The organism is Streptomyces sp. MRC013, from assembly GCF_023614235.1.
GTDB lineage: Bacteria > Actinomycetota > Actinomycetes > Streptomycetales > Streptomycetaceae > Streptomyces.
The window spans coordinates 2,417,654-2,443,696 of sequence record NZ_CP094264.1; the positions used below are offsets into that span (position 1 = coordinate 2,417,654).

The 26,043-nt window shown below is 73.5% G+C and carries 28 protein-coding genes and 1 tRNA gene; 15 read left to right on the forward strand and 14 right to left on the reverse strand.

Annotated elements, in window-relative coordinates; all coding sequences use genetic code 11:
• Positions 1–96: 96 nt before the first annotated feature.
• On the forward strand, positions 97–276 hold the full coding sequence (locus LUW75_RS11035) for a hypothetical protein (protein ID WP_250335460.1): 180 nt from the start codon (positions 97–99) through the stop codon (positions 274–276).
• Positions 277–370: 94 nt separating this feature from the next.
• Here the strand turns inward: LUW75_RS11035 and LUW75_RS11040 are convergent, their stop codons facing one another.
• The 3 genes from LUW75_RS11040 to nth form a co-directional block, all read right to left on the reverse strand.
• A complete protein-coding gene (locus LUW75_RS11040) occupies positions 371–1,567 on the reverse strand; it encodes a MarP family serine protease (protein ID WP_250335461.1) in 1,197 nt (398 codons plus the stop codon).
• Positions 1,568–1,633: 66 nt separating this feature from the next.
• Positions 1,634–2,341 carry an NUDIX hydrolase gene (locus LUW75_RS11045; RefSeq protein ID WP_250335462.1) on the reverse strand — a complete coding sequence of 236 codons (708 nt, stop codon included), beginning with the start codon at positions 2,339–2,341 and terminating at the stop codon, positions 1,634–1,636.
• 51 nt (positions 2,342–2,392) lie between these two features.
• Positions 2,393–3,259: an endonuclease III gene (gene nth, locus LUW75_RS11050; protein WP_250335463.1), complete on the reverse strand. Its 867-nt coding sequence runs from the start codon at positions 3,257–3,259 to the stop codon at positions 2,393–2,395.
• Positions 3,260–3,570: 311 nt separating this feature from the next.
• Between nth and LUW75_RS11055 the strand changes: the two genes are divergently transcribed.
• Positions 3,571–4,245 (forward strand): Crp/Fnr family transcriptional regulator, encoded by a 675-nt coding sequence (locus tag LUW75_RS11055; RefSeq protein WP_010473292.1) that lies wholly within the window; start codon positions 3,571–3,573, stop codon positions 4,243–4,245.
• A gap of 99 nt (positions 4,246–4,344) precedes the next feature.
• Here the strand turns inward: LUW75_RS11055 and LUW75_RS11060 are convergent, their stop codons facing one another.
• The 5 genes from LUW75_RS11060 to LUW75_RS11080 all read right to left on the reverse strand — a co-directional run bounded on the left by LUW75_RS11060 (position 4,345) and on the right by LUW75_RS11080 (position 7,859).
• The gene (locus LUW75_RS11060; protein WP_250335464.1) at positions 4,345–5,229 is read right to left on the reverse strand and encodes a prohibitin family protein; all 885 of its coding nucleotides are present in this window, start codon (positions 5,227–5,229) and stop codon (positions 4,345–4,347) included.
• A 125-nt stretch (positions 5,230–5,354) separates the two neighbouring features.
• The gene (locus LUW75_RS11065; RefSeq protein ID WP_250335465.1) at positions 5,355–6,185 is read right to left on the reverse strand and encodes an MBL fold metallo-hydrolase; all 831 of its coding nucleotides are present in this window, start codon (positions 6,183–6,185) and stop codon (positions 5,355–5,357) included.
• Positions 6,182–7,096: an NUDIX hydrolase gene (locus LUW75_RS11070; protein WP_250335466.1), complete on the reverse strand. Its 915-nt coding sequence runs from the start codon at positions 7,094–7,096 to the stop codon at positions 6,182–6,184. Before LUW75_RS11070 ends, LUW75_RS11065 begins: the two co-directional genes overlap by 4 nt.
• Positions 7,097–7,230: 134 nt before the next feature.
• The gene (locus tag LUW75_RS11075; RefSeq protein ID WP_250335467.1) at positions 7,231–7,704 is read right to left on the reverse strand and encodes a RidA family protein; all 474 of its coding nucleotides are present in this window, start codon (positions 7,702–7,704) and stop codon (positions 7,231–7,233) included.
• Positions 7,701–7,859: a DUF4177 domain-containing protein gene (locus LUW75_RS11080; RefSeq protein ID WP_019992579.1), complete on the reverse strand. Its 159-nt coding sequence runs from the start codon at positions 7,857–7,859 to the stop codon at positions 7,701–7,703. The genes LUW75_RS11075 and LUW75_RS11080 overlap by 4 nt, the downstream gene beginning before the upstream one ends.
• An 81-nt stretch (positions 7,860–7,940) precedes the next feature.
• Here LUW75_RS11080 and LUW75_RS11085 point away from each other — a divergent pair, with 81 nt between their 5' ends.
• Entirely contained in the window at positions 7,941–8,909 is a 969-nt protein-coding gene (locus LUW75_RS11085) for an ArsA family ATPase (RefSeq protein ID WP_250335468.1), read from the forward strand.
• Complete coding sequence (locus LUW75_RS11090; protein WP_250335469.1) at positions 8,906–10,180, forward strand: ArsA family ATPase; 1,275 nt, start codon at positions 8,906–8,908, stop codon at positions 10,178–10,180. Before LUW75_RS11085 ends, LUW75_RS11090 begins: the two co-directional genes overlap by 4 nt.
• A gap of 128 nt (positions 10,181–10,308) precedes the next feature.
• On the opposite strand, the gene LUW75_RS11095 is transcribed toward LUW75_RS11090, so the two are convergent.
• Positions 10,309–10,653, reverse strand: coding sequence for a WhiB family transcriptional regulator (locus tag LUW75_RS11095; protein ID WP_250335470.1), 345 nt, complete (start codon positions 10,651–10,653; stop codon positions 10,309–10,311).
• A gap of 451 nt (positions 10,654–11,104) precedes the next feature.
• Between LUW75_RS11095 and LUW75_RS11100 the strand changes: the two genes are divergently transcribed.
• The gene (locus LUW75_RS11100; RefSeq protein ID WP_250335471.1) at positions 11,105–13,432 is read left to right on the forward strand and encodes a transglycosylase domain-containing protein; all 2,328 of its coding nucleotides are present in this window, start codon (positions 11,105–11,107) and stop codon (positions 13,430–13,432) included.
• Between the two features lie 276 nt (positions 13,433–13,708).
• On the opposite strand, the gene LUW75_RS11105 is transcribed toward LUW75_RS11100, so the two are convergent.
• Entirely contained in the window at positions 13,709–14,173 is a 465-nt protein-coding gene (locus LUW75_RS11105) for a GatB/YqeY domain-containing protein (RefSeq protein ID WP_250335472.1), read from the reverse strand.
• Between the two features lie 88 nt (positions 14,174–14,261).
• Between LUW75_RS11105 and LUW75_RS11110 the strand changes: the two genes are divergently transcribed.
• From LUW75_RS11110 to LUW75_RS11120, 3 genes are all read left to right on the forward strand, one after another.
• On the forward strand, positions 14,262–15,188 hold the full coding sequence (locus LUW75_RS11110; protein ID WP_250335473.1) for a metallophosphoesterase: 927 nt from the start codon (positions 14,262–14,264) through the stop codon (positions 15,186–15,188).
• Between the two features lie 80 nt (positions 15,189–15,268).
• A tRNA-Pro gene (locus tag LUW75_RS11115) sits at positions 15,269–15,342 on the forward strand.
• A gap of 656 nt (positions 15,343–15,998) precedes the next feature.
• A complete protein-coding gene (locus tag LUW75_RS11120; RefSeq protein ID WP_250335474.1) occupies positions 15,999–16,169 on the forward strand; it encodes a hypothetical protein in 171 nt (56 codons plus the stop codon).
• Positions 16,170–16,552: 383 nt separating this feature from the next.
• Here the strand turns inward: LUW75_RS11120 and LUW75_RS11125 are convergent, their stop codons facing one another.
• Together LUW75_RS11125 and LUW75_RS11130 are read right to left on the reverse strand one after the other, a co-directional pair.
• Complete coding sequence (locus LUW75_RS11125; RefSeq protein WP_250335475.1) at positions 16,553–16,948, reverse strand: hypothetical protein; 396 nt, start codon at positions 16,946–16,948, stop codon at positions 16,553–16,555.
• A 248-nt stretch (positions 16,949–17,196) separates the two neighbouring features.
• The gene (locus LUW75_RS11130) at positions 17,197–17,583 is read right to left on the reverse strand and encodes a hypothetical protein (protein WP_250335476.1); all 387 of its coding nucleotides are present in this window, start codon (positions 17,581–17,583) and stop codon (positions 17,197–17,199) included.
• 653 nt (positions 17,584–18,236) lie between these two features.
• Here LUW75_RS11130 and LUW75_RS11135 point away from each other — a divergent pair.
• Positions 18,237–19,145 (forward strand): helix-turn-helix domain-containing protein, encoded by a 909-nt coding sequence (locus tag LUW75_RS11135; protein WP_250335477.1) that lies wholly within the window; start codon positions 18,237–18,239, stop codon positions 19,143–19,145.
• Between the two features lie 204 nt (positions 19,146–19,349).
• Here the strand turns inward: LUW75_RS11135 and LUW75_RS11140 are convergent, their stop codons facing one another.
• Complete coding sequence (locus LUW75_RS11140) at positions 19,350–19,760, reverse strand: ATP-binding protein (protein ID WP_462933789.1); 411 nt, start codon at positions 19,758–19,760, stop codon at positions 19,350–19,352.
• A gap of 302 nt (positions 19,761–20,062) precedes the next feature.
• On the opposite strand from LUW75_RS11140, the gene LUW75_RS11145 reads away from it, so the two are divergent.
• Both LUW75_RS11145 and LUW75_RS11150 read left to right on the forward strand, forming a co-directional pair.
• Positions 20,063–20,977, forward strand: a complete 915-nt coding sequence (locus tag LUW75_RS11145; protein WP_250337623.1) for a helix-turn-helix domain-containing protein — start codon at positions 20,063–20,065, stop codon at positions 20,975–20,977.
• Positions 20,889–21,071 carry a DUF397 domain-containing protein gene (locus tag LUW75_RS11150; protein ID WP_250335479.1) on the forward strand — a complete coding sequence of 61 codons (183 nt, stop codon included), beginning with the start codon at positions 20,889–20,891 and terminating at the stop codon, positions 21,069–21,071. Before LUW75_RS11145 ends, LUW75_RS11150 begins: the two co-directional genes overlap by 89 nt.
• Positions 21,072–21,299: 228 nt before the next feature.
• Here LUW75_RS11150 and LUW75_RS11155 read toward each other — a convergent pair whose 3' ends face one another.
• Positions 21,300–22,340 carry a LacI family DNA-binding transcriptional regulator gene (locus LUW75_RS11155; protein WP_250335480.1) on the reverse strand — a complete coding sequence of 347 codons (1,041 nt, stop codon included), beginning with the start codon at positions 22,338–22,340 and terminating at the stop codon, positions 21,300–21,302.
• 181 nt (positions 22,341–22,521) lie between these two features.
• On the opposite strand from LUW75_RS11155, the gene LUW75_RS11160 reads away from it, so the two are divergent.
• From LUW75_RS11160 to LUW75_RS11175, 4 genes are read left to right on the forward strand one after another with little or no spacing between them, the layout of a single operon-like run.
• Positions 22,522–23,424, forward strand: a complete 903-nt coding sequence (locus LUW75_RS11160; RefSeq protein ID WP_250335481.1) for an ABC transporter substrate-binding protein — start codon at positions 22,522–22,524, stop codon at positions 23,422–23,424.
• A complete protein-coding gene (locus tag LUW75_RS11165) occupies positions 23,421–24,518 on the forward strand; it encodes an amino acid ABC transporter permease (RefSeq protein ID WP_250335482.1) in 1,098 nt (365 codons plus the stop codon). The genes LUW75_RS11160 and LUW75_RS11165 overlap by 4 nt, the downstream gene beginning before the upstream one ends.
• A gap of 10 nt (positions 24,519–24,528) precedes the next feature.
• On the forward strand, positions 24,529–25,263 hold the full coding sequence (locus LUW75_RS11170) for an amino acid ABC transporter ATP-binding protein (RefSeq protein ID WP_250337624.1): 735 nt from the start codon (positions 24,529–24,531) through the stop codon (positions 25,261–25,263).
• Positions 25,260–26,006: a type 1 glutamine amidotransferase gene (locus tag LUW75_RS11175; protein ID WP_250335483.1), complete on the forward strand. Its 747-nt coding sequence runs from the start codon at positions 25,260–25,262 to the stop codon at positions 26,004–26,006. Before LUW75_RS11170 ends, LUW75_RS11175 begins: the two co-directional genes overlap by 4 nt.
• The last annotated feature ends 37 nt before the right edge of the window (positions 26,007–26,043 follow it).

The following is a 26,043-nucleotide window of genomic DNA, read 5'->3' on the forward strand; positions in this document are numbered from 1 at the left end:
GCCGCCGTACCGCGATCGCCGACCTGCCCGGCGCGTAGGCCGATTGGCCGTCCCCCGGGCGGTTACCGACCCCGGACCCCGGGCACACGTCCGGGTATGGGCTGGACGCACGACCATGTTGACGCCACACACAACCGCCTCCCGGCCGCGGTGCCCCCTCCCGAGAGGAGCGGCGGCCCGCGCGACCCGCAGCTGGAGGCCCGCCTCGGGATCCCTCGCATCCTGCGCCGCCGGGCCCGGTGGGTCTCCGCGCGCCTGCGGCACCAGCGCGACTGACCTCGCGGCGCCCGGCCGCGCCGGGCCCCCGTCGCGGACGGACGTCAGCACCGCCTGCGGGTGACCGGGCCGGCGCCCGGTCCCGGCCGGATCGTCACAGGGCGCAGCTCTGGCTGTCGACCTGCTGACCGGCGCTCAGGCCGAGTGCGATGTCCTCGCGGATCTCGTCGACCGTCAGCGCGTACCCCGTGCTGGCGTCGTCCAGGGACCGCGCGAAGATCACGCCGTACACCTTGCCGTCCGCGGTGAGGAGCGGACCGCCGGAGTTGCCCTGGCGGACCGTCGCGTAGAGCGAGTACACGTCGCGGCGGACCTCGCCGCGGTGGTAGATGTCCGGGCCCTTGGCGTTGATGCGGCCCCGGACGCGCGCCGAGCGTACGTCGTACGCACCGTTCTCGGGGAAGCCCGCGACGATGGCGCTGTCGCCGCTGCGCGCGTCGGTCTCGGTGAACTCCAGCGGCCTGGCCTCCAGGTCCGGCACGTCGAGCACCGCGATGTCGCGCTGCCAGTCGTACAGGACGACCGTCGCGTCGTACAGCCTGCCCCGGCCGCCTATCTGGACGGTCGGCTCGTCGACGCCGCCCACCACGTGCGCGTTGGTCATGACGCGGCGCTCGCCGAAGACGAAGCCGGTGCCCTCCAGGACCTTGCCGCAGCCGCCGGCCGTGCCGACGACCTTCACGATGGACTGCTGGGCGCGCGCGGCGACCGGGCTGTCGACGAGCGCCGGGTCCGGCGGGCGGACCTCCTTGATCGGCTCGTTGGCGAACGGGCTGAAGACCTGCGGGAAGCCGTTCTGCGCGAGGACCGACCGGAAGTCGTCGAACAGCTTGGGCGCCTGGGCGGGCATCACCCGCGACACGCCCAGGAAGACCCGGGAGTCGCGGACCTCCCTGCCGAGCGGCAGGGCCGTCTGGGCGAGGAACGTGCCGATGAGCCAGGCCACGAGGAGCATCGCCGCCACGTTGACCAAGGCGCCGCCCGTGGCGTCCAGGGCGCGGGCGGGCGACCAGGTGATGTGGCGGCGGAGCCTGTTGCCCAGGTGGGTGGTGAGCGTCTGCCCGACCGACGCGAGGACCAGGACGACGGCGACGGCCACGATGGCCGCCGTCGTGGAAACCTCGGCGTCCCCGGTGAGCGGCCCCCACACCAGCGGCAGCAGGTAGACGGCGGCGAGCCCGCCGCCGAGGAACCCGATCACCGACAGGACGCCGACCACGAACCCCTGTCGGTACCCGACGATCGCGAACCACACGGCGGCGACCAGCAGCAGGATGTCCAGCACGTTCACCGTCATTAGCCTCGCAGATTCGTCTCCGGCGGCCCCGTGCGGCCGCGGAACCCAGCAGTCAGCCTGTCATGCGCGCCGGTCGAGCGGGACGCGCCTCCCCCGGTCCCACGGCTCCTCCCACCCCGCGAAGTGCAGGATCCGGTCGATCAGCCCCGCGGTGAACCCCCACACCAGGGTGGACTCCACCAGGAACGCCGGGCCTTCGTGGCCGCTGGGATGGACGGCCGTGGAGCGGTGGGCGGGGTTCGCGAGGTCCGCCACGGGGACCGTGAAGACCCGTGCGGTCTCGGCCGGGTCCACGGCGCCGACCGGGCTCGGCTCCCTCCACCAGCCGAGTACGGGCGTGACGACGAAGGCGCTCACCGGGATGTAGAGGCGCGGCAGGGTCGCGAAGACCTGGACGCCCGCCGGGTCGAGACCGGTCTCCTCCCGCGCCTCTCGCAGGGCGGCGCGCAGCGGGCCGAGCGCGGCCGGGTCGCCGTCCTCGGGGTCGATGGAGCCACCGGGGAAGGACGGCTGCCCGGCGTGCGAGCGGAGGGTCCCGGCGCGCTCCGTCAGCAGCAGCTCGGGGCCGCGCTCCCCCTCGCCGAAGAGGATCAGCACGGCGGCCTGACGGCCCCCCTCCGGTGGCGGCAGGAACCGGCTGAGCTGCTCGGGCGCGACCGTGTGCGCCGCCTCGACCACGGGCTTCAGCCAGGTGGGCAGCCCTTCGGCGCTGACGTCCACGGACGGCAGCCCCCCGGCACCGCCGGCGTCTTCCCTCGTGCGTGTCACAGGCACCCCCGGATCACCCAACGCGCTCCGGCCACTCGATCGTTCCGCCCTTCAGACCGGGTCCCCGGTCGCGTCCGCGCCGTCCGCGGCCGAGGGGGCGGCCGGGCGGCCCGGGTAGTCCGGCGGCGGGGTCAGGCGCTGGCCCGGATACCCGCCCATCTCGTACTTCAGCAGCTTCCGCGCCTTCTCCGGGTCCGTCTCGCCCTCCCCGTACGCGGGGCAGAGCGGCGCGATCGGGCAGGCGCCGCACGCGGGCCTGCGGGCGTGGCAGATGCGGCGCCCGTGGAAGATCACCCGGTGCGAGAGCATCGTCCACTCGGACTTCGGGAAGAGGGAGCAGACCACCGCCTCGACCTTCTCCGGGTCCTCCTCCGCCGTCCACCTCCAGCGGCGGACCAGCCGCCCGAAGTGCGTGTCGACGGTGACGCCGGGGACCCCGAAGGCGTTGCCCAGCACGACGTTCGCCGTCTTGCGGCCCACTCCGGGGAGGGTGACCAGGTCCTCCAGACGGCCGGGGACCTCGCCCCCGAACCGGTCGCGCAGGCCCGCGGAGAGGCCGATCAGCGACCTGGCCTTGGCCCGGAAGAAACCGGTCGGCCGGATGACCTGCTCCAGTTCCTCCGGGACGGCCGCCGCCATGTCCTCGGGGGTGGGGTACCTGGCGAAGAGCGCCGGCGTGGTCCGGTTCACCCGCAGGTCCGTCGTCTGGGCGGACAGGACGGTCGCCACGAGCAGCTCGAACGGGTTCCGGAAGTCCAGCTCCGGATGGGCGTAGGGGTACACCTCGGCCAGCTCGCGGTTGATCCGCCGCGCCCGGCGGACCAGGGCGAGGCGGGACTCCGGCGCATCCGCCCCCTTCGCCGTCCCCGAGCGCTTCCGCCCGGCCTTCCCGGCCGGCTCCGAGGCTTGTTCGCCCATGGCTGAATTCTGCTCCCCCGACACTCTCCCGGCCTCCTCGGCCCGCCCACTCACCGGCGAATTCGACACCCGACCAGCCTAAGGTCCCCCGCCGGCATCCGCCCTGGACACGGGCGATGTGGACCCGATCGGGCCCCTGCCGTACGGACACGCGTACCGGTACGCCAAACTTGTCGTGATTGATCGCACGACGACTAACCTGCGGGGACCGGCCCCGCGGGCCGCGTCGCGCAGCGTCCCCCGGAAGAGCACCGCGCGGTCCGGCATCATGGGGACCGATGCCCCGAGCAGGTCGACATAGGAGAGAACTCGTGGACGACGTTCTGCGGCGCGCCCCGCTCTTCGCGGCGCTCGATGACGAGCAGGCCGCGGAGCTCCGCGCCTCGATGAGTGAGGTGACGCTCGCCCGTGGTGACGCGCTCTTCCACGAAGGCGACCCGGGCGACCGGCTCTACGTGGTCACCGAAGGCAAGGTCAAGCTCCACCGCACGTCCCCCGACGGCCGCGAGAACATGCTCGCCGTCCTCGGCCCGGGCGAGCTGATCGGCGAGCTGTCCCTGTTCGACCCGGGTCCGCGTACGGCCACGGCGACCGCCCTGACCGAGGTGAAGCTGCTCGGCCTGGGCCACGGCGACCTCCAGCCCTGGCTGAACGCCCGCCCCGAGGTGGCCTCGGCGCTGCTGCGCGCCGTCGCACGCCGCCTGCGCAAGACCAACGACCAGATGTCCGACCTGGTCTTCTCCGACGTGCCGGGCCGTGTCGCCCGGGCGCTCCTGGACCTGTCGCGCCGCTTCGGCGTGCAGTCGGAGGAGGGCATCCACGTGGTGCACGACCTCACCCAGGAGGAGCTGGCCCAGCTCGTCGGCGCCTCGCGCGAGACCGTCAACAAGGCGCTGGCCGACTTCGCGGGCCGCGGCTGGCTGCGCCTGGAGGCGCGCGCCGTGATCCTGCTGGACGTGGAGCGCCTGGCGAAGCGCTCGCGCTAGCCGCGGGGCGCCCACGCGCCCGTACGCGTCCGAAGGGCCGCCCCGCGGTTCACCGCGGGGCGGCCCTCGTTCACGTGCGGCCCGTACGGACCGGGGGCGTCAGTTCCTCTTGCCGTCCACGATCACCGGCGTACCGGTGCCGGCGCCGCACGGCACCGCGTACACCGGGTTCTTCGCCGCGGCCTCCTTGTACGCCTCGATGCACTGGTTGAGCAGGACCTTGTCGCTCAGCGAGTTGTTGAGGATCTTGTTGGCGCGGGCGATGCCCTCCGCCTCGATCCGGCGGCGCTCGGCCTCCGCCGTGGCCGTGCGGGCGGCCTCCTGGGCCCGTTCGGTGGCCTGCTGCTGCTGGATCTTGCGGTCGATCTGGTCCTGGAGGCGGTCGGACGGCTTCACGTTCCGCAGGTTCACGGTCGTCACGTCGATGCCGCGCGGGGCCAGGCGCTCCCTGATCAGCTCGCCGATCTCGGCGTTGATCTTCTCGCGAGCGGAGGTGTAGCCCTCCTCGCTCGTGTGGCGCGCGAAGACGTTGCGGACGATCTCGCGGCTGTCCGGGAAGACCAGCCGCTGCTGGATGGCCGACTCGTTCCCGGCCAACCGGTACAGCTCGACCGCCTTGGCCGGCGTGACCGCCCACTTCACGGTGAGCTCGGCGTACATGACCCCGCCCTGCGAGGAGCGGACCTCCACCACGTCCTTGTCGGAGAGGCTCAGGTCGACGGGGCGGGTCGAGAAGGTGGTGACGGTGGTGAACGGTGAGACGGCGTTCACGCCCGGCTTCATCGGCGTGCCGACCTTGCCGAACGTGACCGGGACGCCGACCTCGTACGCGCCGACGACGTGGATGCAGCTGGCGGCCCCGGCCAGCAGCCCGGCGAGCAGCGCGCCGACCGCGCCGAGCCGGAAACCGGAGTGCCCTCCGCCGCGCCCGACGAAGTACAGCACCACCGCGGCTATGAGCAGCAGGATGGACAGGACGAACACGAAGACCCCCCGTGGAGCGACACGACCGGTACGGCGACGGATGTGAAGGAAGCGTAAGTCACGCTCCCCCCGCCGGGACCCCGCCCGCCGTTCCGAACGCGTACCGGCTCCGCCACGCCCCCGTGTCAGATCAGTCCGTGCCCCGAGAGGTACTCCAACTGCGCGCGCACCGACAGTTCGGCGGCCGGCCACAGGGACCGGTCGACGTCCGCGTACACGTGCGCCACGACCTCCGCGGGGGTCGTGTAGCCGTCCTCCACGGCGGTCTCCACCTGGGCGAGCCGGTGCGCGCGGTGCGCCAGGTAGAACTCCACGGCGCCCTGCGCGTCGTCCAGGACCGGCCCGTGGCCCGGCAGGACCGTCCGCACCCCGTCGTCCACCGTGAGGGAGCGCAGCCGGCGCAGCGAGTCCAGGTAGTCCCCGAGCCGCCCGTCCGGGTGCGCCACCATCGTCGTCCCCCGGCCCAGGACCGTGTCGCCGGTCAGCACGGCGCGGTCGGCCGGCAGGTGGAAGCTGAGCGAGTCGCCGGTGTGGCCGGGCGTCGGCACGACCCGCAGCTCCAGGCCGCCGACCGTGACGACCTGCCCCGCGGACAGGCCCTCCTCGCCGAGCCGCAGCGCCGGGTCCAGGGCCCGCACCGGCGCCCCGGTCAGCTCGGCGAACCGCGCGGCGCCCTCCGCGTGGTCGGGGTGGCCGTGCGTGAGCAGCACCAGGGCGACGCGCGTGCCGAGGCGCTCGGCCGTGTCCCGTACGCGCACGAGGTGGCCCTCGTCGAGCGGTCCCGGGTCGACCACGACGGCGAGCGGGGAGTCCGGCTCCGCCAGGACCCAGGTGTTGGTGCCGTCCAGGGTCATCGCGGACGGGTTGGGCGCCAGCACGTTGACGGCCCGCTCGGTGGCGGGCCCGGACACGACGGCGCCGCGGGGCCGGCCGGGGAGGGCGGCCGCTTCGGTCATGCGGCACCCCCGGAGGGCGCGCCCGGCACGTGCTTGGTGAACTCGTCGTGGCCGGGCCAGCTCAGCACCACCCGGTCGCCGTCCAGCCCGGCCCGCGCGAGGACGGGCGCGAGGTCCCGGTCCCGGGCGGCCTCCAGGGCGGCGAGCGGGGAGTCGTACGCGGTGAGGGTGCGCAGGGTCGCGATGGTGGGCGGCATCATCAGCAGCTCGCCCCGGTCGTAGCCGGCGGCGGCGTCCGCGGGGCGGATCCACACGGACAGGTCGGCCTCGGAGGAGGCGGCGGGGGTCCCCCCGGCCGGGGCGGTGTCGGGGGCCTGGGTGAGGGTGCGCTGGCCGGCGGGGAGCGCGGCGACGAAGAACCAGGTGTCGTAGCGGCGCGGCTCGAACTCGGGGGTGATCCAGCGGGCCCAGGCGCCCAGCAGGTCGGAGCGGAGGACGAGGTCGCGGGAGGCGAGGAACTCCGCGAAGGACAGCTCCCGCGCGACGAGGGCGACACGGGCGGCCTCCCAGTCGTCACCGGTCGTGTCGCCGACGACCGAGTCGGGCGTGGGACCGGCGAGGAGCACGCCCGCCTCCTCGTACGTCTCGCGGACCGCCGCGCACACGATGGCCTGGGCCTCGGCCGGCGTCGCGACGCCGAGGCGCTCGGCCCACTCGGCGGGCCCCGGCCCGGCCCAGCGCACCGGGTGCTCGTCGCGGGGGTCGACGCCACCACCGGGATAGGCGTACGCGCCGCCCGCGAAGGCCATCGAGGAGCGGCGGCGCAGCATGTGCACCTCGACGGTGCGGCCGGCCCCGCGCAGCAGCAGCACGGTGGCGGCGCGCCGGGGCTCCGCGACCGCCAGCTCGCCGGCCGCGAGGGCACGGATCCGGTCGGGCCATTCCGGGGGGTACCACTGACCATTGGACATGGGCGGAGCCTATGCCGATCGGACCGGATGTTCGAGAGCCGGTGGGCGAGGGGGCGGGGGGCCGGTGCCGGGCGCCGCCCCGCCCGTACGGCGTGGCCGGCCCGCCCGGGGCGGCCGGCCGCGCACCGGGCCGGTCAGGCCTCCGGCAGGAGCTCCACCTGCACCTCGACCTCCACGGGGGCGTCCAGCGGCAGGACCGCCACGCCCACCGCGCTGCGGGCGTGGACGCCCGCCTCGCCCAGGACCTCGCCGAGCAGCTCGCTCGCGCCGTTCAGGACGGCCGGCTGCCCCGTGAAGTCCGGCGCCGAGGCGACGAAGCCGACGACCTTCACGACCCGCGCGACCCGGTCCAGGTCGCCCACCACGGACTTCACCGCGGCCAGCGCGTTCAGCGCGCAGACCCGGGCCAGGTCCTTGGCCTCCTCCGGCGTGACCTCCGCGCCCACCTTGCCGGTGACCGGCAGCTCGCCGTCCACCATGGGCAGCTGCCCCGCCGTGTACACGTACGCACCGGACCGCACGGCCGGCTGGTACACGGCCAACGGCGGCACCACCTGGGGGAGCGTCAGGCCGCGCTCCGCGAGGGCCGACTCGACGCGCCCGGTCACGGCTTCTCCCGCTTCAGGTACGCCACGAGCTGCTCGGGGTTGTTCGGGCCGGGGACGACCTGGACCAGCTCCCAGCCGTCCTCGCCCCAGGTGTCCAGAATCTGCTTGGTCGCGTGCACGAGAAGGGGCACGGTCGCGTATTCCCATTTCGTCATGGGCCGACTGTATCCGCTGCCGCGCACCGCCCCGGGGCGGCCTCCTGCACGGGCCGCGGCACCACTGGTTACGCTCCCCCTGTGAGCAGGCTCCAGGTCGTCAGCGGCAAGGGCGGTACCGGTAAGACGACGGTCGCCGCCGCCCTCGCGCTCGCCCTCGCGGCGGAGGGCGGGCGGACCCTCCTCGTGGAGGTCGAGGGCAGGCAGGGCATCGCGCAGCTCTTCGGGACGGAGGCGCTCCCCTACGAGGAGCGGAAGATCGCCGTGGCACCGGGCGGCGGGGAGGTGTACGCCCTCGCCATCGACGCCGAGCGGGCGCTGCTCGACTACCTCCAGACGTTCTACAGGCTGGGGGCCGCGGGCCGCGCGCTGGGGAAACTCGGCGCGATCGACTTCGCGACGACCGTCGCACCGGGCGTGCGGGACGTCCTGCTCACCGGCAAGGCGTGCGAGGCGGTGCGCCGCAGGGACGGGACCGGGCGGTTCGTCTACGACCACGTCGTGATGGACGCCCCGCCGACCGGCCGCGTCACCCGCTTCCTGAACGTCAACGAGGAGGTCGCCGGCCTGGCCCGGATGGGCCCGGTCCACAGGCAGGCGCAGTCGGTGATGCGGGTCGTCAAGTCGTCCGACACGGCCGTGCACCTGGTGACCCTGCTGGAGGAGATGCCCGTCCAGGAGACCGCGGACGGCGTCGCCGAGCTGCGCGCCGCCGGACTCCCGGTGGGCGACGTCCTCGTGAACATGGTCCGGCCGCGCCTCCTCGACGAGGACGCGGTACGGGCCGCCTCCGGCGGCCGGCGCGCCGACGTCGCCCGGGCGCTGGCGACGGCCGGGGTGGACGGCGCGGAGCGGCTGGCGGGCCCGCTGCTCGCCCAGGCGGCCGAGCACGCGCGACGGGTGGAACTGGAGCGGGAGCAGCGGGAGGCACTGGCGAAGCTCCGGCTGCCCGTGCGCGAACTGCCCCTGCTCGGCGGGGGTGTGGACCTCGCCGGGCTGTACCGCCTGGCCCGGGCAGTGCGGAGGGACCTCGGGGTGAGCGACGTATGACGGCCGCCGGAGCGGTACCGGACGCGGCCGCCGCGCCGCGCGCCCTGGAGGTCGACCCCCTGCTGGACGACCCGGCGACCCGGATCGTCGTCTGCTGCGGCGCGGGCGGGGTGGGCAAGACGACGACGGCCGCGGCGCTGGGGCTGCGGGCGGCGGAGCGGGGCCGCAGGGTGGTCGTGCTGACCATCGACCCGGCACGCCGGCTGGCCCAGTCGATGGGCATCGAGGAACTGGACAACACCCCGCGCCGGGTGCCGGGCGTCGAGGACGGCGCCGGCGGTGAGCTGCACGCCATGATGCTGGACATGAAGCGCACGTTCGACGAGATCGTCGAGGCGCACGCGGACCCGGAGCGCGCCCGCGCGATCCTGGCGAACCCCTTCTACCAGTCGCTGTCGGCCGGCTTCGCGGGCACGCAGGAGTACATGGCGATGGAGAAGCTGGGGCAGCTGCGGTCCCGCGACGAGTGGGACCTGATCGTCGTGGACACCCCGCCGTCCCGGTCGGCCCTGGACTTCCTGGACGCACCGAAGCGGCTGGGGTCCTTCCTGGACGGCCGGCTCATCCGGACGCTGACGGCGCCGGCGAAGGCGGGCGGCCGTGCGGGGATGAAGTTCCTGAACGTCGGCCTGTCGGTGATGACGGGCACCCTGGGGAAGCTGCTGGGCGGTCAGCTGCTGCGGGACGTGCAGACGTTCGTGGCGGCGATGGACACGATGTTCGGCGGCTTCCGCACGCGGGCGGACGCGACGTACCGGCTCCTGCAGGCACCCGGTACGGCGTTCCTGGTGGTGGCCGCGCCCGAGCGGGACGCGCTGCGGGAGGCGGCGTACTTCGTGGAGCGGCTGGCCGCGGAGGACATGCCCCTGGAGGGCCTCGTCCTCAACCGGGTGCACGGCAGCGGTGCCGCCGGGCTGTCCGCCGAGAGGGCGCTCGCCGCCGCCGAGAAACTTGGCGGGGCACGCATGGCGGCCCCGGACGGTGGGCAGACTCCCGTCGGTGACCCGGCGGTCACCTCCCCCGAGTCCCACGCGTACGAACCGACGACCGAAACCCCCCGTGACGACGCGGAGCTGGCGGCGGGACTGCTGCGACTCCACGCGGAGCGGATGCGGGTGATCGACCGGGAGCGGCGTACGCGCGACCGGTTCACCGCCCTTCACCCGGAGGTACCCGTGACGGAGGTCCCCGCGTTCGCCGCCGACGTCCACGACCTGACCACGTTGCGCGCCGTCGGCGCGCACCTGGCGTCACCCCCGCGGGGTCGCTGACGGCTGCGCGCCGCGGCGGTCGTCAGCCGGGGCGCCCGGCAGGCCCGGGGAACGGCGCGGGGGGTGCGGCGCGCGGATCCGCGGCGGGCCGGCCGGCGCCCCGCCGGTCCCGGCCAGGAGGAGGCGGGTCAGCCGGCCGCCGCGTACGTCTCGTACGTCTCGTCGTCGTCCAGCGCGACGGGCAGGACGCCCGCGCCGCGCTCGTACTCCGTACGCGCCGTCTCCAGGAGGCGCCGCCAGGAGGTGACGGTCGGCCTCCTCCGCAGCAGGGCGCGCCGTTCACGCTCCGTCATGCCGCCCCACACGCCGAACTCGACGCGGTTGTCCAGCGTGTCGGCCAGGCACTCGGTCCGCACCGGGCACCCGGTGCACACCGCCTTGGCCCTGTTCTGCGCCGCTCCTTGGACGAACAGTTCGTCCGGATCGGTAGTGCGGCAGGCCGCCTGCGCACTCCAGTCAGCTACCCAGCCCATGCCGGCGCCGTCCTCTCCCGAATATCGAGGCTCCCCCACGGCGGCAACGGCATATTCACCGCTGCCGGTTGAGGACGTTACGGAAGGTCGACACACCGCAACACCCCCTTCGGGCCCAATCTTGAATGGCCCGAACGGACTATGTGTGCGCGGCAGATCACCCAGAGGAGTGACCCGAGGGCAAACGGGCCGAAACACGCGGAGCGGGGCGTATCCTCACCGCCCGCACGGGGTGTACCCGTGCGCCCGCCGGGAGACGGGCGGTGCGCCGCGCCGTCGCCGAACGCGAGGACGGGGCCGGCACGGCCTCGCGGGGAGACGGCGCCGTGGTGCTGTGGGGGGGGGGTGCGTCGACCGCACGGGCGCGCCGACACGGCCGCCGTAGCGGTTGCGGCCAGCTTAGGCCAGGGCATGTACACATGTCCGGCGAATGAGAACGTAGGCTTCCCCCATGCCAAAGAACCGCTCGGGCGGGGGTCTGACCGCGACCCAGCAGGCCGCCAAGTTCCTCGGTGTCAGCGTGCTCTCCGGAGTCGTCCTCGCCGGCATCGCGATGCCCGCGGCGGGAGCCCTGGGCCTCGCGGCGAAGGGGACGGTCCAGGGGTTCGACGAGATCCCGGCCGACATGAAGAGCCCGCCGCTGAGCGAGCGCACCCGGATCCTGGACGCCGAGGGCGGTCTGATCGCGACGGTCTACTCCCGCGACCGCACGGTGGTCCCGCTGAAGGACATCTCGCCGTACATGCAGAAGGCGATCGTCGCGATCGAGGACTCGCGCTTCTACGAACACGGCGCCATCGACCTCAAGGGCGTCCTCCGCGCGGTGAACCGCAACGCGCAGGAGGGCGGGGTCGCCCAGGGCGCCTCGACGCTGACCCAGCAGTACGTGAAGAACGTCTTCGTCGAGGCCGCCGGCGACGACCGCGACAAGTTCGCGCAGGCCACCCAGCAGACCCTGGGCCGCAAGATCCAGGAGCTGAAGTACGCGATCCAGGTCGAGAAGGAGCTCGGGAAGAAGACGATCCTCGAGAACTACCTCAACATCACGTTCTTCGGCCAGCAGGCGTACGGCATCGAGGCGGCGTCCCAGCGGTACTTCTCCAAGCACGCCAGGGACCTGACCCTCGGCGAGGCCGCGATGCTCGCCGGGCTCGTCCAGTCCCCCAGCCGGTACGACCCCGTGAACGACGTCCAGGAGGCCACCAACCGCCGCAACGTCGTCCTCCAGCGGATGGCCGCCGTCGGCGACATCAGCCAGGCCGAGGCCGACCGGGCCAAGGCGGAGCCGATCGAGCTGAAGGTCACGCAGCCGAAGAACGGCTGCATCACCGCGCGCGACGGCGCCGGCTTCTTCTGCGACTACGTCCGCGAGGTCTTCCTCTCCGACCGGGTCTTCGGCAAGACCCGCGAGGAACGCGCCAAGGTCTGGAACCGCGGTGGGCTGACCATCCGGACCACGCTCGACCCGCAGGCGCAGAAGGCCGCCCAGGACTCGCTCAAGGAGCACGTCTACCAGGACGACAAGGTCGCCGCGGCGATCACCATGGTCCAGCCCGGCACGGGCAGGATCCTCGCGATGGGCCAGTCCAAGCCGTACGGCTTCGGCAGGAACGAGACGCAGATCAACTACTCGGTCAACCGGGGCATGGGCGGGTCGAACTTCGGCTTCCCGACCGGCTCGACCTTCAAGCCGTTCGTCGCCGCGGCCGCCATCGAACAGGGCAAGCCGCCGACCCAGGTCTACCCCTCGCCGTACAGGATGCCGTACCCGGACTCCGTCCAGTCGTGCAGCGGGAAGCCCTGGCGGAACGTGCGCGACGACACGGTCGAGAACGAGAACGAGTCGGAGGTCGGCCCGTACGCGCTCAGGGAGGCCATGGAGAAGTCGGTCAACACGTACTTCGTCCAGATGCTCGGCGAGATCGGCATGTGCCCGGTCATCGAGATGACCGACAAGCTCGGCGTGGTCATGGGCGACGACGAGAAGCTGCCCGAGAAGCCGTCCGCGCTCACCCTCGGCTCGCAGGGCATGTCGCCGCTGACCATGGCCGCCGCGTACGCGTCGTTCGCCAACCGCGGCACGTACTGCACGCCGACCGCCATCGAGTCGATCACGAACACCAAGGGCCGCAGCCTGAAGGTGCCCCGCTCGGCGTGCAGGCGCGCGATGACCGAGCGGACCGCGGACACGATAAACACGCTGCTGCGCGGTGTGGTCGACTCCGGTACGGGCCAGGAGGCCGGACTGCAGTCCCGTGACAACGCCGGCAAGACGGGCACGACGGACAGCCGCCGCAACGCCTGGTTCGTCGGCTACACCCCGAACCTGTCCGGCGCCGTCTGGGTCGGCAGCCCCACCCAGCAGGTGAAGATGGAGTACATCACCATCGGCGGGCGGTACCACGACAAGGTCTTCGGCGGGAAGGTCCCCGGCCCCATCTGGAAGGACGCCATGTCGGGCGCCCTGGAAGGGCACCCGGCCCCGGACTTCACCGACATCCCGATCCCGGAGACCCCGAAGCCGCAGCCCCCGGACCCGGGCCGCGACGGCAAGCCGGGCGGCGGCGAGAAGCCGGGAGACGGCCAGAAGCCGGGAGACGGCCAGAAGCCGGGAGACGGCCAGGAGCCGGGAGACGGCCAGGAGCCGGGAGACGGCGACCGGCCGTTCCCCGAGTTCTCCTTCCCGGTCGACATCCTCGGCGGCGGCACCCACACGGGTGGCGGAGGCAACGGCGGCCACGGAGGCAACGGCAACGGCCCGGGCGGCCGGGACTGGTAGGGCCGGAGTGGCACACCCGGGCCGGCAGCCGAGGTCGGGCGACCGGAACCGGTGGGCCGGAACCGGTGGCCGGGACCGGTGGGCCGGGGCGGGCCCGGTAAGGCGGGAGCCGAAACCGGCGACCGCAGCCGGTGGGTCGGCGCCGGTGAGCCGGGGCCGGTGAGCCGGGGCCGGGCGGCCCCTGCCGGTGAGCCGGGGCCGGTGGGTCGGAAGCGCGAGAGGGCGTCCCCCGCCCGGGGGACGCCCTCTCGCGTGCTTCGGGATCCTCCCCCGCCGCTAACCCGCCAGGAGCCGCTTGACGACGGCGGCCACGCGGCCGCCCTCGGCCTGCCCGGCCACCTGCGGATTCACGATCTTCATCACGGCGCCCATCGCGCGCGGCCCCTCGGCCCCGCCCGCCTTCGCCTCCTCGACGGCCCGCGCCACGACCTCGTGGAGCTCGTCGTCCGACAGCTGCTTCGGCAGGTACGCGTCGAGGATCTCACCCTCGGCACGCTCCCGCCCGGCCTGCTCGGCGCGACCGCCCTGGGCGAACGCCTCGGCCGCCTCACGGCGCTTCTTCGCCTCCCGGGCGATCACCTTCCGCACCTCGTCGTCGGAGAGTTCGCGGGACTGCTTGCCCGCGACCTCCTCCTTCGTGATCGCGGCGAGGGTCAGCCGAAGGGTGGAGGAGCGGAGCTCGTCGCGCGCCCTGATCGCCTCCGTGAGGTCTTCCTGCAACTTGGCCTTGAGCGTGGTCATGCGGACCAGCATGACAGGTGGCCCGCCGCGCCCGCCCGCCCATTTCCGGGGCGTCGCGCCCCCTCCCCCCGTCTGCGACCATGGACCCATGCGCGCGCGATACGGAGTACCCCTCGGCATCACTGCACTGGGCGCCGCCGGTCTGGCCTACGCCGCCGGTTTCGAGGCCCGCTCGTTCCGGCTCCGCAGGGTGACCGTCCCGGCCCTGCCGCGCGGCACGCACCCCCTGCGGGTGCTCCAGGTCTCCGACATCCACATGGTGAGCGGGCAGCGCAAGAAGCAGCGCTGGCTGCAGTCGCTGGCGGGCCTGCGCCCCGACCTCGTCGTGAACACCGGCGACAACCTCTCCGACCCCCAGGGCGTGCCGGAGCTGATGGACGCGCTGGGTCCCCTGCTCGACTTCCCGGGCGTGTACGTCTTCGGTTCGAACGACTACTACGGCCCCAAGCTGCGCAACCCGGCCCGCTACCTGTTCGAGAAGCTCCAGGGCCGCCACGGCCTCAACGGCAACCCGCCGGCCGTCGGCGTCGTCCACAATCCGTGGGAGGAGATACGCGACGCCTTCGACGCGGCGGGCTGGCTGGACCTCACCAACGCGCGCGGCCGCCTCAAGGTGGAGGGCCTGGAGCTGGCGTTCACGGGCCTCGACGACCCGCACATCAAACGGGACCGGTACGAGAGGGTCGCGGGCGGCCCGGAGGCGGACGCCGACCTCTCGGTGGGCGTCGTCCACGCACCGTACCTGCGCTGCCTGGACGCCTTCACCGCCGACGGCTACCCACTGGTCCTCGCCGGTCACACCCACGGAGGTCAGCTGTGCGTCCCCTTCTACGGTGCCCTGGTCACCAACTGCGATCTGGACACGGACCGCGCGAAGGGCCTCTCCACCCACCGCGCGGGCGGCCACACGGCGCACCTCCACGTCTCCGCGGGCTGCGGCACCAACCGCTACACCCCGGTCCGCTTCGCCTGCCCCCCGGAGGCCACCCTCCTCACCCTGGTCCCCCGCGACTGAGGTCCCCGGGAAACCGGATTTCGTCTCCGGCCGCAGGTGGGCTAGAGTAAACGTCGTCGCCGCGGCAACGACGGCGACATCGGGGTGTAGCGCAGCTTGGCAGCGCGCTTCGTTCGGGACGAAGAGGTCGTGGGTTCAAATCCCGCCACCCCGACAGAGAAGTACCAGGTCAGGGGCCTGATCCGCTTAGCGGGTCGGGCCCCTGAGGGTTTGGGGAACCTCTCCGGCGGCCTTTCGGGAGCCGAGTCTCGGACTCGGCTCCCGAAAGGCCGCCGGATGGACGCCTCGGACGGCCGGACGGCCGGACGGTGGTCGGCGGGCGCCGCCCCGTGAGCGGACGGCCCCCGTCACCGGCTGGCAGACGGTAGTACGGCGCAGTCGTGTCCGCGGCCGGTCCAGCGCGCCCCGCGCCCTGCCGCATCCGCGGTGCAGGAGCGGTCCGAAGCCCACGGCAGACTCGTGCGTGGAGGAGCACGCCCTCGTTCACACCCCCGGCAAGCGCGGGCACAGATCGCCCGCCCCCGGAGGATCCCCGGGTGAAGCCCGCGCGGCGCACGGCCGAGAAGGTCGTCGGGAAGCTTCGGGCGGACTGGTCGCGCCAGCGGTCGCGGGGGAGCCCCGGACACTCCTGAGCGGTACCTCGCCGCCATGTGCGTCTCGGCGGGCGCGGCCGCGTTCTCCGGCACGGTCGTGTACTGCGGAAGGCGGCACACCCGGCGGACGGACCGAACGCCATACTGCTGCCCCTGCCCATCAGGCGGCTCCCCGGGGCACTTCCCCCGCCGGACGCACCGGCGACGTCCTGGACGCATGGTCGCCGCCGTCGAACCCGTCGCCGCCGGAGTCGACGATGTCGCGCGGACGAGCGCGGAACCGCAAACCGTCCAGGTCCTCCACCACGACGTCTGCACGGTGCTCCCGGCCACCGACCCCACCACGGTCCCCACCGCGCTGCGGCGAGTACCGACGCGCCGCCGGTGAGACCGGGACGACCGTCCCTGCGGGTGCGGTGGGCACCGGTGCCCTCGTGGGCGCCCCGCACGAGGTGACCGCGGAGACGGGTTCGGCGGCTCCGGTCCGGCTCGGGGAGGGCCGCCCGTAGGGTCACGGCCTCGTGGGCGCGGCGGTGGCGGTCGTACCGGCGCCTGCCTTCGCGGCGAGCCGGGCCGGCTTGCACGGAGCCGGGCCGTGACCGGGCCGGGCCGAGGTCGCGCGGTCCTCGTGGTGCGACTCGGCCGGCCCGGTCACGGCCCGGTTCTCACGCTTCCCCGAGGAAGACCCGCACCTGGACCGGAAAGTGGCCGTGCCGTGGTAGTACCAGCGGAAGTACGCCACACGACACACGGCCCCGGCCCCGGCCCCGGCTAGCCGAGGATCGTGCCGCGCTCGTCCCGGCTGCAGTACACGTCGGCGCCGTCCGAGCCGTCGCGGAGGCAGACGCGGATCGTGTAGTCGGTGCCGACGGGGAGACTGAGCTGGATCGCCGTGCCGCACCCGTTGTTCGAACCGTTCGCGTCCTGGGCCCACTGGTAGCCGTAGCCGTCGGGCCACAGGTGGGCGACGACCCGGTAGCCGTCGGCGGAGCCCATGTCGCAGGCGTAGAAGGCCCTGGTGCTGCTGACCTCGGCGACCCCGTACCCGCCCTTGGGGGAGGTGCGGCTGTAGGTGGACGCACTGGCGCTGCCCGCTGTGGCCAGTACTCCCGCCATCGCCAGAACCGTGCTCGTGACGGCGAAGGCCGTCTTTCGTGTTCGCGACATCGTTTCGTCTTCCTTTCCTGGAGTTGTTCGCACACGCCGCGGGGCGGGGTCGCACCGGGCGTCCGGCCTCGGCTCCCGGCCCCCGGCGCGCCGTGGAATCCGGCGCGGCCTCCCGTGCCGCCGCACCGCGGGGCGCCGCCGTCGTCCGTACGGACCGGGTGCGGCAGCAGGTGGTACGGCGGGACCGGAGCCGGGTGGACGCGGCCCCCGCGGACCACGTGGGCGCGGGCCCGTGGGACCGCCGGGTCCTAGCAGGCCGGGATGTAGCCCAGGGGGACCGCCACCTTGGTGACCTTCACGTAGGGGCTGTAGATCCACCCGGTGGTGGTGTAGTACCAGAGGTTCCCCGAGTTGTTGACGTGCTCGCAGTAGATCTCCACTCCCCGGTTGTGCGCGAGGTGGCGGGTCACCGGGCACTTCGCCGCCGGGCCGTTGTGGACCGCCGCCCGCTCCTTGACGATGACGCCCAGCGCGTGGACCACCTCTTCGCCGCGCCAGCCGCAGGAGTCCGACGCCGACCGGGACGACTGCCCCGACGGAGCCGGCTGCCCCGCCTGGGCCGGGACGGTGAAGAGCCCGAGGGCCAGGAGGACGATCGGGAGGCCCACGAAAGCGGAGAGCCAATTCGATTTCACGGATTCGCCTTTCTTGAGGACTGCGGGTTCTCTGTGGTTGTTCGTTCCGGACGTGCGCCGTGAACGCCGTCGTCGCGGTTCCCGACCGGTCTCCACCGCGACGGCCCGTCGCCGGCCGGTACACGGATCCGGTGAGTCCGACGGGTTCGCCGGTTTCGGTGGACCCGTCGAGTCCGGTGACGGGGTGACGTTCTCGGCGGTGACGAGTACGGGACGGCCCGAATTCCCGCGCTTCGCGCTTCCCGTCGTGCGGGAGGCGGGCACGCCCGGGAGTCCCGCCTTTCCGGAATCCCCTCCGGGCGGTGGACCCGGGATGGTTCCGGAACGGCTGGTCGCCTTTGCGGTGCCCGCGGTGGCGACCCCTTTTCGGTTGGGCGGGACGGATCTTTCCGGGGCGCCGGAACCGGCGCAACGGGGGGCGCCCGTCCCGGACGGCCCGCCGCTGTCCGGGCTGGTCGGAGGGGCGTCCGGATCCTGTCCGGAGGAGCGTCCGGACAGGGCCGCGGAGCACCCGGGCCCCGCCCGGAGGGCGCGTCAGGACGTCACGCGGGTCGGACGACGCGGTTGCCCGCGCGCGGGGCGGCGGTCAGGATGACGGCATGGGGAATCAGGAGGGGGTGTTTCCGCACCGGGTGCGCGATACCGCAGAGTTCGTGGCTTTGATGCGGGACCTGAAAGAACGCTCGGGACTGACGTACCGGCAGCTGGAGGAACGTGCTGCCGAACGGGGCGAGGTGCTGGCGCGCAGCACGCTGGCCGACGCGTTGACCGGCAGGACGGCGCCGCGCCCGGAATTGCTGACCGCATTCGTCCGGGCCTGCGGTGAAGAGGACCGGCTGCACATGTGGCTCGCGGCGCGGGAGCAGGCCGTCGGTTCGCAGCGCGCGGACACCGGTGGGCCGGGTCTCCTCCGGGACGCCCCGCCGGGGAAGGCCGCCGGGAGGCGTGTGGCCGCGGTGGCGACGGCGGCCGCGCTGCTGGGCGGCGTCGGCGTGTGGCTGGTGACCGCTTCGGGCGGGGAACCCGCCGGGGACGGCATCGTCCGCGGCGCGGAATCCGTCTCCCCCGCTCCCGGGGCGGACCCGCTGTCCGGCTGGGTGCGCATCCGGCCGGCGACGGCTCCGGGGCTGTGCCTGACCGACGGGCGGGTCCGGGACCGGCGGTACACGCCCCTGGTGGCCGTGCAGCGGCCGTGCGACCGGGTCGCGCCGCAGGGCACCCTGCTGGAACCGGTCGGCGGGAACGCCTACCGGATCCAGTGGCACCACCCCGACTACGGAAAGGGCTGCCTGAGGGTCCTGCCCGGGGAGCCGGTGCGGGACTGCTGGAGCCCCACGACGACTGCGCCCGGGGCAGCCGCTTCCACGTCGAGCCCTCCGGGCCCCGGGGAGGCGGCGGATACGTCTTCCGCGTGGACGGCCACGGGTGCGTGGGCATCAGGGGATCCGACCCCTCCGAAGGGGCCGAGGCCACCGTGGAGCGCTGCACGGGGAAGGGCGGCCAGGTGTTCGCCGTCGAATCCGCGGGGTGACGGAGCGGCGGCGGTCACGCCGGAGCCGTAGTACGACGAGGACGTAGGACGACGAGACCGTAGGACCACAAGGCCGCGGCACCACGAGACCGCAGTACTACGAGACCGCAGGACCACAAGGCCGCGGCACCACGAGACCGCAGTACTACGAGACCGCAGTACTACGAGACCGCGGCACCACGAGACCGCGGAGCGAGCACCCGGAGGTCCCGGCCCCGGTCACCGCGGCCGTTCCTCACGGGCGGGCCGGCGCCCCGACGGGCACCTCCGCCCACACCGTCTTCCCCACGGACCGGCGGGGCGCCCATCCCCAGCGCGCGGCCAGGACGTCCACCAGGAACAGCCCCCGGCCGGACTCGTCCTCGGGGTACGACGAGGGCGGGGCCTCGGGCGGCCGCTTCGCGGAGGCGGCGTCCGCGACCTCGACGCGCACCAGGCCCGCAGTCGCGTCGAGGGCGAGCCGGAGGCCGAAGTCCCGTCCGTGGACCCGGCCGTGGCGTACGGCGTTCGCCGCGAGCTCTCCGACGACGAGGGCGACCGCGTGCGAGGCGTCCGACGCCGGCGGATGGCCCCACTCCGCCATGTGCCGGACGGCGAGGTGCCGGGCCAGCCGCGCACCTCGCGACGTGGCGGCGAACCGCCGCATCGGCACGGTCGGTTCACCGGTCCCCTCGTCACGGGTGGCGTCCTCCGCCGCGAGGCGCGTGACGCTCCGCGGGGGCGCGGTGCTCCGCAGGGGCTCGTCCCCCAGGGTCGTCGTTCCTGTCAGCACGGCCTGTCCGTCCCTCTCCGTCGAGCCGAGGCATCCGATGGCGTGAGCGAGTCGTCACGTTCCGTACTCAAGAGTCGGTCGATCCCCCTACGCTCTCCAGGTGACGCAGCCTTACTTTTCAGTCCGTAAGGAATGGAAGTGACGTTTTGGCCAAGGAAATCGACCCCAGCGCGTCGATGGCGGCACTGTTCGGCGCACGGGTGCGCAGGCTCCGCACGGCGGCCGGACTGACCCAGGCCGAACTCGGTGCGAGGGCGCACGTGGTGAGCACGCGGATCACGCAGATCGAGCGGGCGTCCGGGGCGAAGCCGACGCTGGAGCTGGCCCGCGCGCTGGACGCGGCCCTCGACGCGGACGACCTGCTGGTCGAGTTGTGGCCGTACGTGCACCGGGAGGCGTTCCCGGACTGGTCGCGGAAGTTCATGGAGTACGCGGAGCGGGCGGTGGCCTTCCGCGAGTACGCGGCCCACGTGGTGCCGGGGTTGTTGCAGACGGAGGACTACGCGCGGGCGGTGCTCGGTCTGGACGCGCTGCTGAACGGCGAGGAACAGCTGCAGGAACGCGTCGTGGCCCGTATGGGGCGACAGGAAAGACTGGATTCACCCGACCGGCCGGAACTGTGCGTAATCCTGGACGAGGCGGTACTGAGGCGTCCCATCGGCGGCCGCGCCGTCATGCGGGGGCAGTTGGAGCGGCTGCTCGACTCCGCCGGGAAACGCCGCGTCACCGTACAGGTACTCCCCTTTGACCAGGGCGGACACGAGGCGATGGGCGGTTCGCTGACGGTCCTGACCCTGCCGGACGGCTCGGAGGTGGCCTACACGGAAGGGTCGCACTACGGCCAGCTCGTCGAGGAACCGTGCAACGTCAGCCGCTACAAAGTGATTTACGATCAGTTACGGGTGGCAGCTCTGCCCCCGCTCATGTCGCTCGACATGATCCGATCCGTGATGGAGGACAACCACCGTGGAGCGAAGGTTCCGTCCCGATCTGAACGGCGCCGTGTGGCGCAGGAGCAGCTACAGCAATCAGGCGGGCGGCAACTGCGTGGAGGTGGCCGACGGGTTCCGGGCCGTCGTCCCCGTCCGTGACAGCAAGGTTCCGTACGGCGCGGCGCTGTGCTTCCGGACCGCTGCCTGGACCGCGTTCGTGGGCGGGGTGAAGTCCGGGCGGCACCGCCCCTGAGCCGTCCGCGTCGCGGTGGACCGCGGTGTCGCGCGGAAGGCCGCCGCGGTGGCGGAAGGGCACGGCGGGCCGCACCGGTCGCCGCGGCGGGCCTCCCCGTCCCCGGCGCTTCCGGGTACTTCCGGCACTTCCCGGCGCCTCCCGCCCGGTCCGCCGGACTGCCGGTCCGCCGGCGCGTACGACGGCTCCGGGCCGGGAGGGCGGGGCGTACCGCGCGCCGCCCCGTACTCAGCTCCGGCGCGTGGAGCGGCGCACGGCCACGGTGCACGGGACGACCACGTTGTCGGGCTGCTTGCCGTCGAGCACGTCGATCAGCGTGGCCACGCACTCGACGCCCAGTTGACGGGCGTCCAGGCTGAGGGCGGTCAGGGGGACCTCCCAGTCGGCCGACCCGCCGGGCTGGTCGCTCGCCCGCATCACGCTGATCATGAGGTCGTCGGGGACGGCCAGACCCAGCCGGCGGGCGGCCACGACGAGGGCCTGCCCGTAGGTCTCGTTGAGGCAGTGCACGGCGTCGGGGCGGCCGGGCGCGGTCAGCAGGCGGAGGGCCGCCTCGACCGGGTCCTCCGTGGCGGCGGGGGTTTCGATGAGGGGGTCCTGCCCCGTCCCGGCGCACCACCGGCGGTAGAGGCGCTCGCAGTCCTGGGTGTAGGCGTCGGGCTCGAAGCCGGAGAGGAGACCGACGCGGGCGGCGCCGGCCTCCCGCAGGTGGGCGAGGATCTCGGTCATGCCCTGTTCGATGTCGCTCTCCACGGTGGGGACGCCGTCGTATCCCGGATCGATGGGGCGTCCGTCGGTGACCACGGGCATGCCGTGGCGCGCGCAGTCGGCGAGCAGCGGATCGTCCCGTACGGGGTCGACGATGATCAGCCCGTCCATGGGGACGCGGGCCCACAGGCCGGAGGCCGGGTCGCCGGGGACGACCACGAGGGCGTAGTCCCGTTCCACCGCGGCCATGGTGGCGCCCGCGGCGAAGGCGGCGTAGTAGGGGCGGTAGGTGCCGGCCCAGGGGAGGTCCGCCATGTGGCCGACGACGAGTCCCAGGATGCCGACGCGCCCGGAGACCAGGCCCCGGGCGACGGGGTCGGGCCGGTAGCCGAGCTCCGCCGCGGCGCGGCGCACCCGTTCGCGGGTGGCCGGTGCGATCTGCCCCTTGCCGCGCAGGGCGTGGGAGACGGTGGTGATGGACAGGCCGGTCGCCTCCGCCACGTCGCGGATGCGGACGCGCCGTCCCACCCCCTTCGAGTGTGCCGGTGTACGGCTGGTCATGCCTGTGCGGCCCTCCCTCTTGGCCCCGGCGCGGCCCCGCTGCGCGGGTCCGCAGCAGACCGCCCCCCGACTCCCCCGCCCAAAACGTTTTGGTATCGCCGGCCTCGACCTATTGACGCGCCCGAAACGTTTTGGGCACTGTAGCGCACCACCGGTTCCCGGCACTCCCCCTAGGAGCTCCATGCGCCCCCTCCGCCCCTTCGCCGTGCCCGCGCTCGGCACCGTGCTGCTCGCCGCCCTCACCGCCTGCGGCGGTTCCCCGTCCGGCGGCGGCGACTCCACGGCCCACACCACCGACTCCAAGGGCTCCCGTACCTACGGCCGGTGCCAGGTGACCGGCGTCCCCGGCTCGATCACCCTCAAGACGGTCGAGAAGGACACCCTCACCGTCGTCGGCGACCTGCCCACCCCCGGCTGGTGGAACGGCGACACCGTCGCCCAGATCGACGACGGCTACGAGTACTGCATGGCCGCGAACCTCGCCTACCGGGCCGGCCTGCCCCGGCTCACCGTGCGCAACGTGCCCTTCGACGCCCTCGTCGCCGGCAAGGCGAACGACTTCGACCTGGCGCTCGCGGAGATATCCATCACCGACGAGCGCCGCGAGGTCGTCGACTTCTCCACCCCCTACTTCGCCTCCAACATCGGCGTCCTGGTGAAGGCGGGCTCCAAGGTCACCGAGACCGCCATCGGGGACCTGCAGCTCGGCGTGAAGCAGGGCACCACCGGGGCCGACTTCGTCCGCGACCGCCTGCGCCCGAAGAAGGCGCCGAAGGTGTTCGCGAAGGACGCCGAGCTGCAGGCCGCCGTCCAGGCCGGCCTGGTCGACGCCGCGCTCACCGACGTCGCGATCGTGCTGGGCAAGGCGAACGAGTCCAAGGGCAGGCTCCGGGTGGTCGGCCAGTACGAGACCGGTGAGTCCTACGGGGCGATCTACCCCAAGAACAGCGCGAACGCCTCCGCGCTCGACACGGCGATCGAGGGACTGAAGAAGGACGGCACGCTCGCCCGGCTCGGCTCGACCTACCTCACCAAGGCCTTCGGCGGAGACCCGGAGTCGATCCCGCTGTGGAGCGCCAAGTGACCCTGACCTCCGACCTGCCGGCGGCCGGGGAGAAGGAGCCGCCGAAGAGCGCGCCGCCCCCACCGGCCCTGCCGCTGGCCGCCACCGCGGTGGCGGCCGTCCTGGCCACGGTGGCGCTGACCGCCGCCACCGCGGTGACGGTCGCCCGGGTGCTGCCCCGCACGCCGGTGCTCCTCGGCGCCGCCGCGGTGGCCGCCGCGGTGCTCGTCCTGCTCGGGCCCGCGGTACGGGCGGTGCGCTCGGCGCGCGCCGCCGCCGCGGACTGGGGCGGGGGACGGCACGCCGACGCCCGGCGGGCCGCCTCCGAGGCCCGCGAGGACGCCTGGACCGCCCTCGGCTGGTGCCTGGCCGCGCTGGTGCTGCTCGGCTCCGTGTGGTTCCTGTGCAGCAACGACCGCGCCGTGCAGCACACCTTCTTCGACGGCCGGGTCATCGGCCTCAGCTTCCGGGAGATCGCGTCCGCCTTCGGCACCAACCTCTTCATCGCCGTCGTCGCGCAGGTCCTGATCCTCGCCTGGGGTCTGGCGCTGGCCCTGGCCCGCATGGCACCGGGCCGGGCCGGCCGGCCGCTGCGCCTCCTGGCCACCGCCTACATCGACGCCTTCCGCGCCGTCCCGGCGATCATCGTCATCTATCTGATCGGCTTCGGACTGCCGCTCACCGAGGTCCCCTTCCTGAGCTCGCTCGGCCCGGTCTGGTTCGCGATCCTCGCCCTCACCCTCACCTACGGCGCGTACGTCGCCGAGGTCTTCCGGGCCGGCATCGAGTCCGTCGACCCGGGCCAGACCGCCGCCGCCCGCTCCCTCGGCCTGTCGCGCGGCGCCACGCTGCGGCACGTGGTGCTGCCCCAGGCGACCCGCCGCGTCGTCCCTCCGCTGCTCAACGACTTCATCAGTCTGCAGAAGGACACCGCCCTGGTGAACGTCATCGGCACGATCGACGCCTTCAACCAGTCGAAGATCTACGCGTCCAACCACTTCAACCTCTCCTCGGTCACCGTGGTCGCGGCGCTGTTCGTCCTCATCACGATCCCGCAGGCACGGCTGGTGGACCGGCTGGTCGCCCGGGGCCGGCGACGCGGCAAGGGAGCCTGACGTGCCCTTCATGGAGATCGACGCCGTCCACAAGAGCTACGGCGGCACACCGGTCCTGCGCGGCATCGACCTGGACGTCGAACAACACCAGGTCGTGACCCTGATCGGCGCCTCCGGCAGCGGCAAGTCGACGCTGCTGCGGTGCATCAACGGCCTGGAGGACATCAGTGCGGGCGAGATACGGGTCGGCGGCGAGACCGCGTCGGGCCGCGGCACCGACCTGGACCGGTTGCGCCGCGACGTCGGCATGGTGTTCCAGCACTTCAACCTCTTCCCGCACATGAGCGTCGTGCGCAACGTCGCTCTCGCCCCGATGAGGGTGGCGGGAGTACCCCGCGCCGAGGCGGAGGAACGCGCCCGCGTGCTCCTGGACCGCGTCGGCCTCGCCGACAAGGCCGACCGCATGCCCGACCAGCTCTCCGGCGGCCAGCAGCAGCGCGTGGCCATCGTCCGGGCGCTGGCCACCCGGCCGCGGGCCCTGCTCCTGGACGAGATCACCTCCGCCCTCGACCCCGAACTCGTCGCCGAGGTCCTCGCCATCGTCCGCGAACTCGCCCACAGCGGCATGACCATGCTGCTGGCCACCCACGAGATGGGCTTCGCCCGGGAGGTGTCGCACAAGGTGTGCTTCCTGCACCAGGGCGTGCTGCTGGAGGAGGGACCGCCCGAGCAGATCTTCGGCGACCCGCAGCAGGAGCGCACCCGCGCCTTCCTGCGCCGCATCGTCGAGGCGGGGCGGTTGTGAGCGGGCCCCGCGTGCTCGTCGTGGAGCACGAGGACGGTACGGGCCCGGCCCGGGTCGGCGAGCGCCTCACCGCGCGGGGGCTCCGCCTCGCCCTGTGCCGCCCCTGGGCGGGCGACGCGCTCCCCGCGGCACTGGACGCCTTCGACGGACTGCTCGTCCTCGGCGGCTCCATGGGCCCCCACGACGAGGACCGGGCTCCCTGGCTGCCCGCGGTGGGCGGCCTGCTGCGCCAGGCCGTCGCGAGGGACCTGCCGACCCTGGGCATCTGCCTCGGCATGGAGCTGCTCACCGTGGCCTGCGGAGGCACCGTCGGCCGCTCCGCGCGGCCGGAGGTCGGCCTGTGCGACCTGACCGCCCTGCCGCACGCCTCGCGCGACGAGCTGTTCGCCCCCCTCGCGAACGGCGACACGCCCCTGTGCGCCGTGCAGTGGCACTGGGAGGAGTCATCCGTCCTGCCCGAGGGCGCCGTCCCCCTCCTCACCAGCGAACGCTGCGCCCACCAGGCGTACCGCATCGGGACGGCGGTGTGGGGCGTCCAGTTCCACCCCGAGGTGCTGGCCGGGGACATCGCGACCTGGGGCACCGACGACGACGGCCCGCTGAGGTCACTGGGCGTCGACCCGCCCTCGGTCGTCGCCCGGGTGGCCCGGGAGGAGGAGCGGCTGCGCGCGTTGTGGGGCTCCTTCGCCGAGCGGTGGGGCGGCATCGTGGCGGCACGCGGATCGGCACCGGCCCGCCGGTGACGGGAGCGCCCGCCGGTGACGGCGCCGCCGGGCCCGC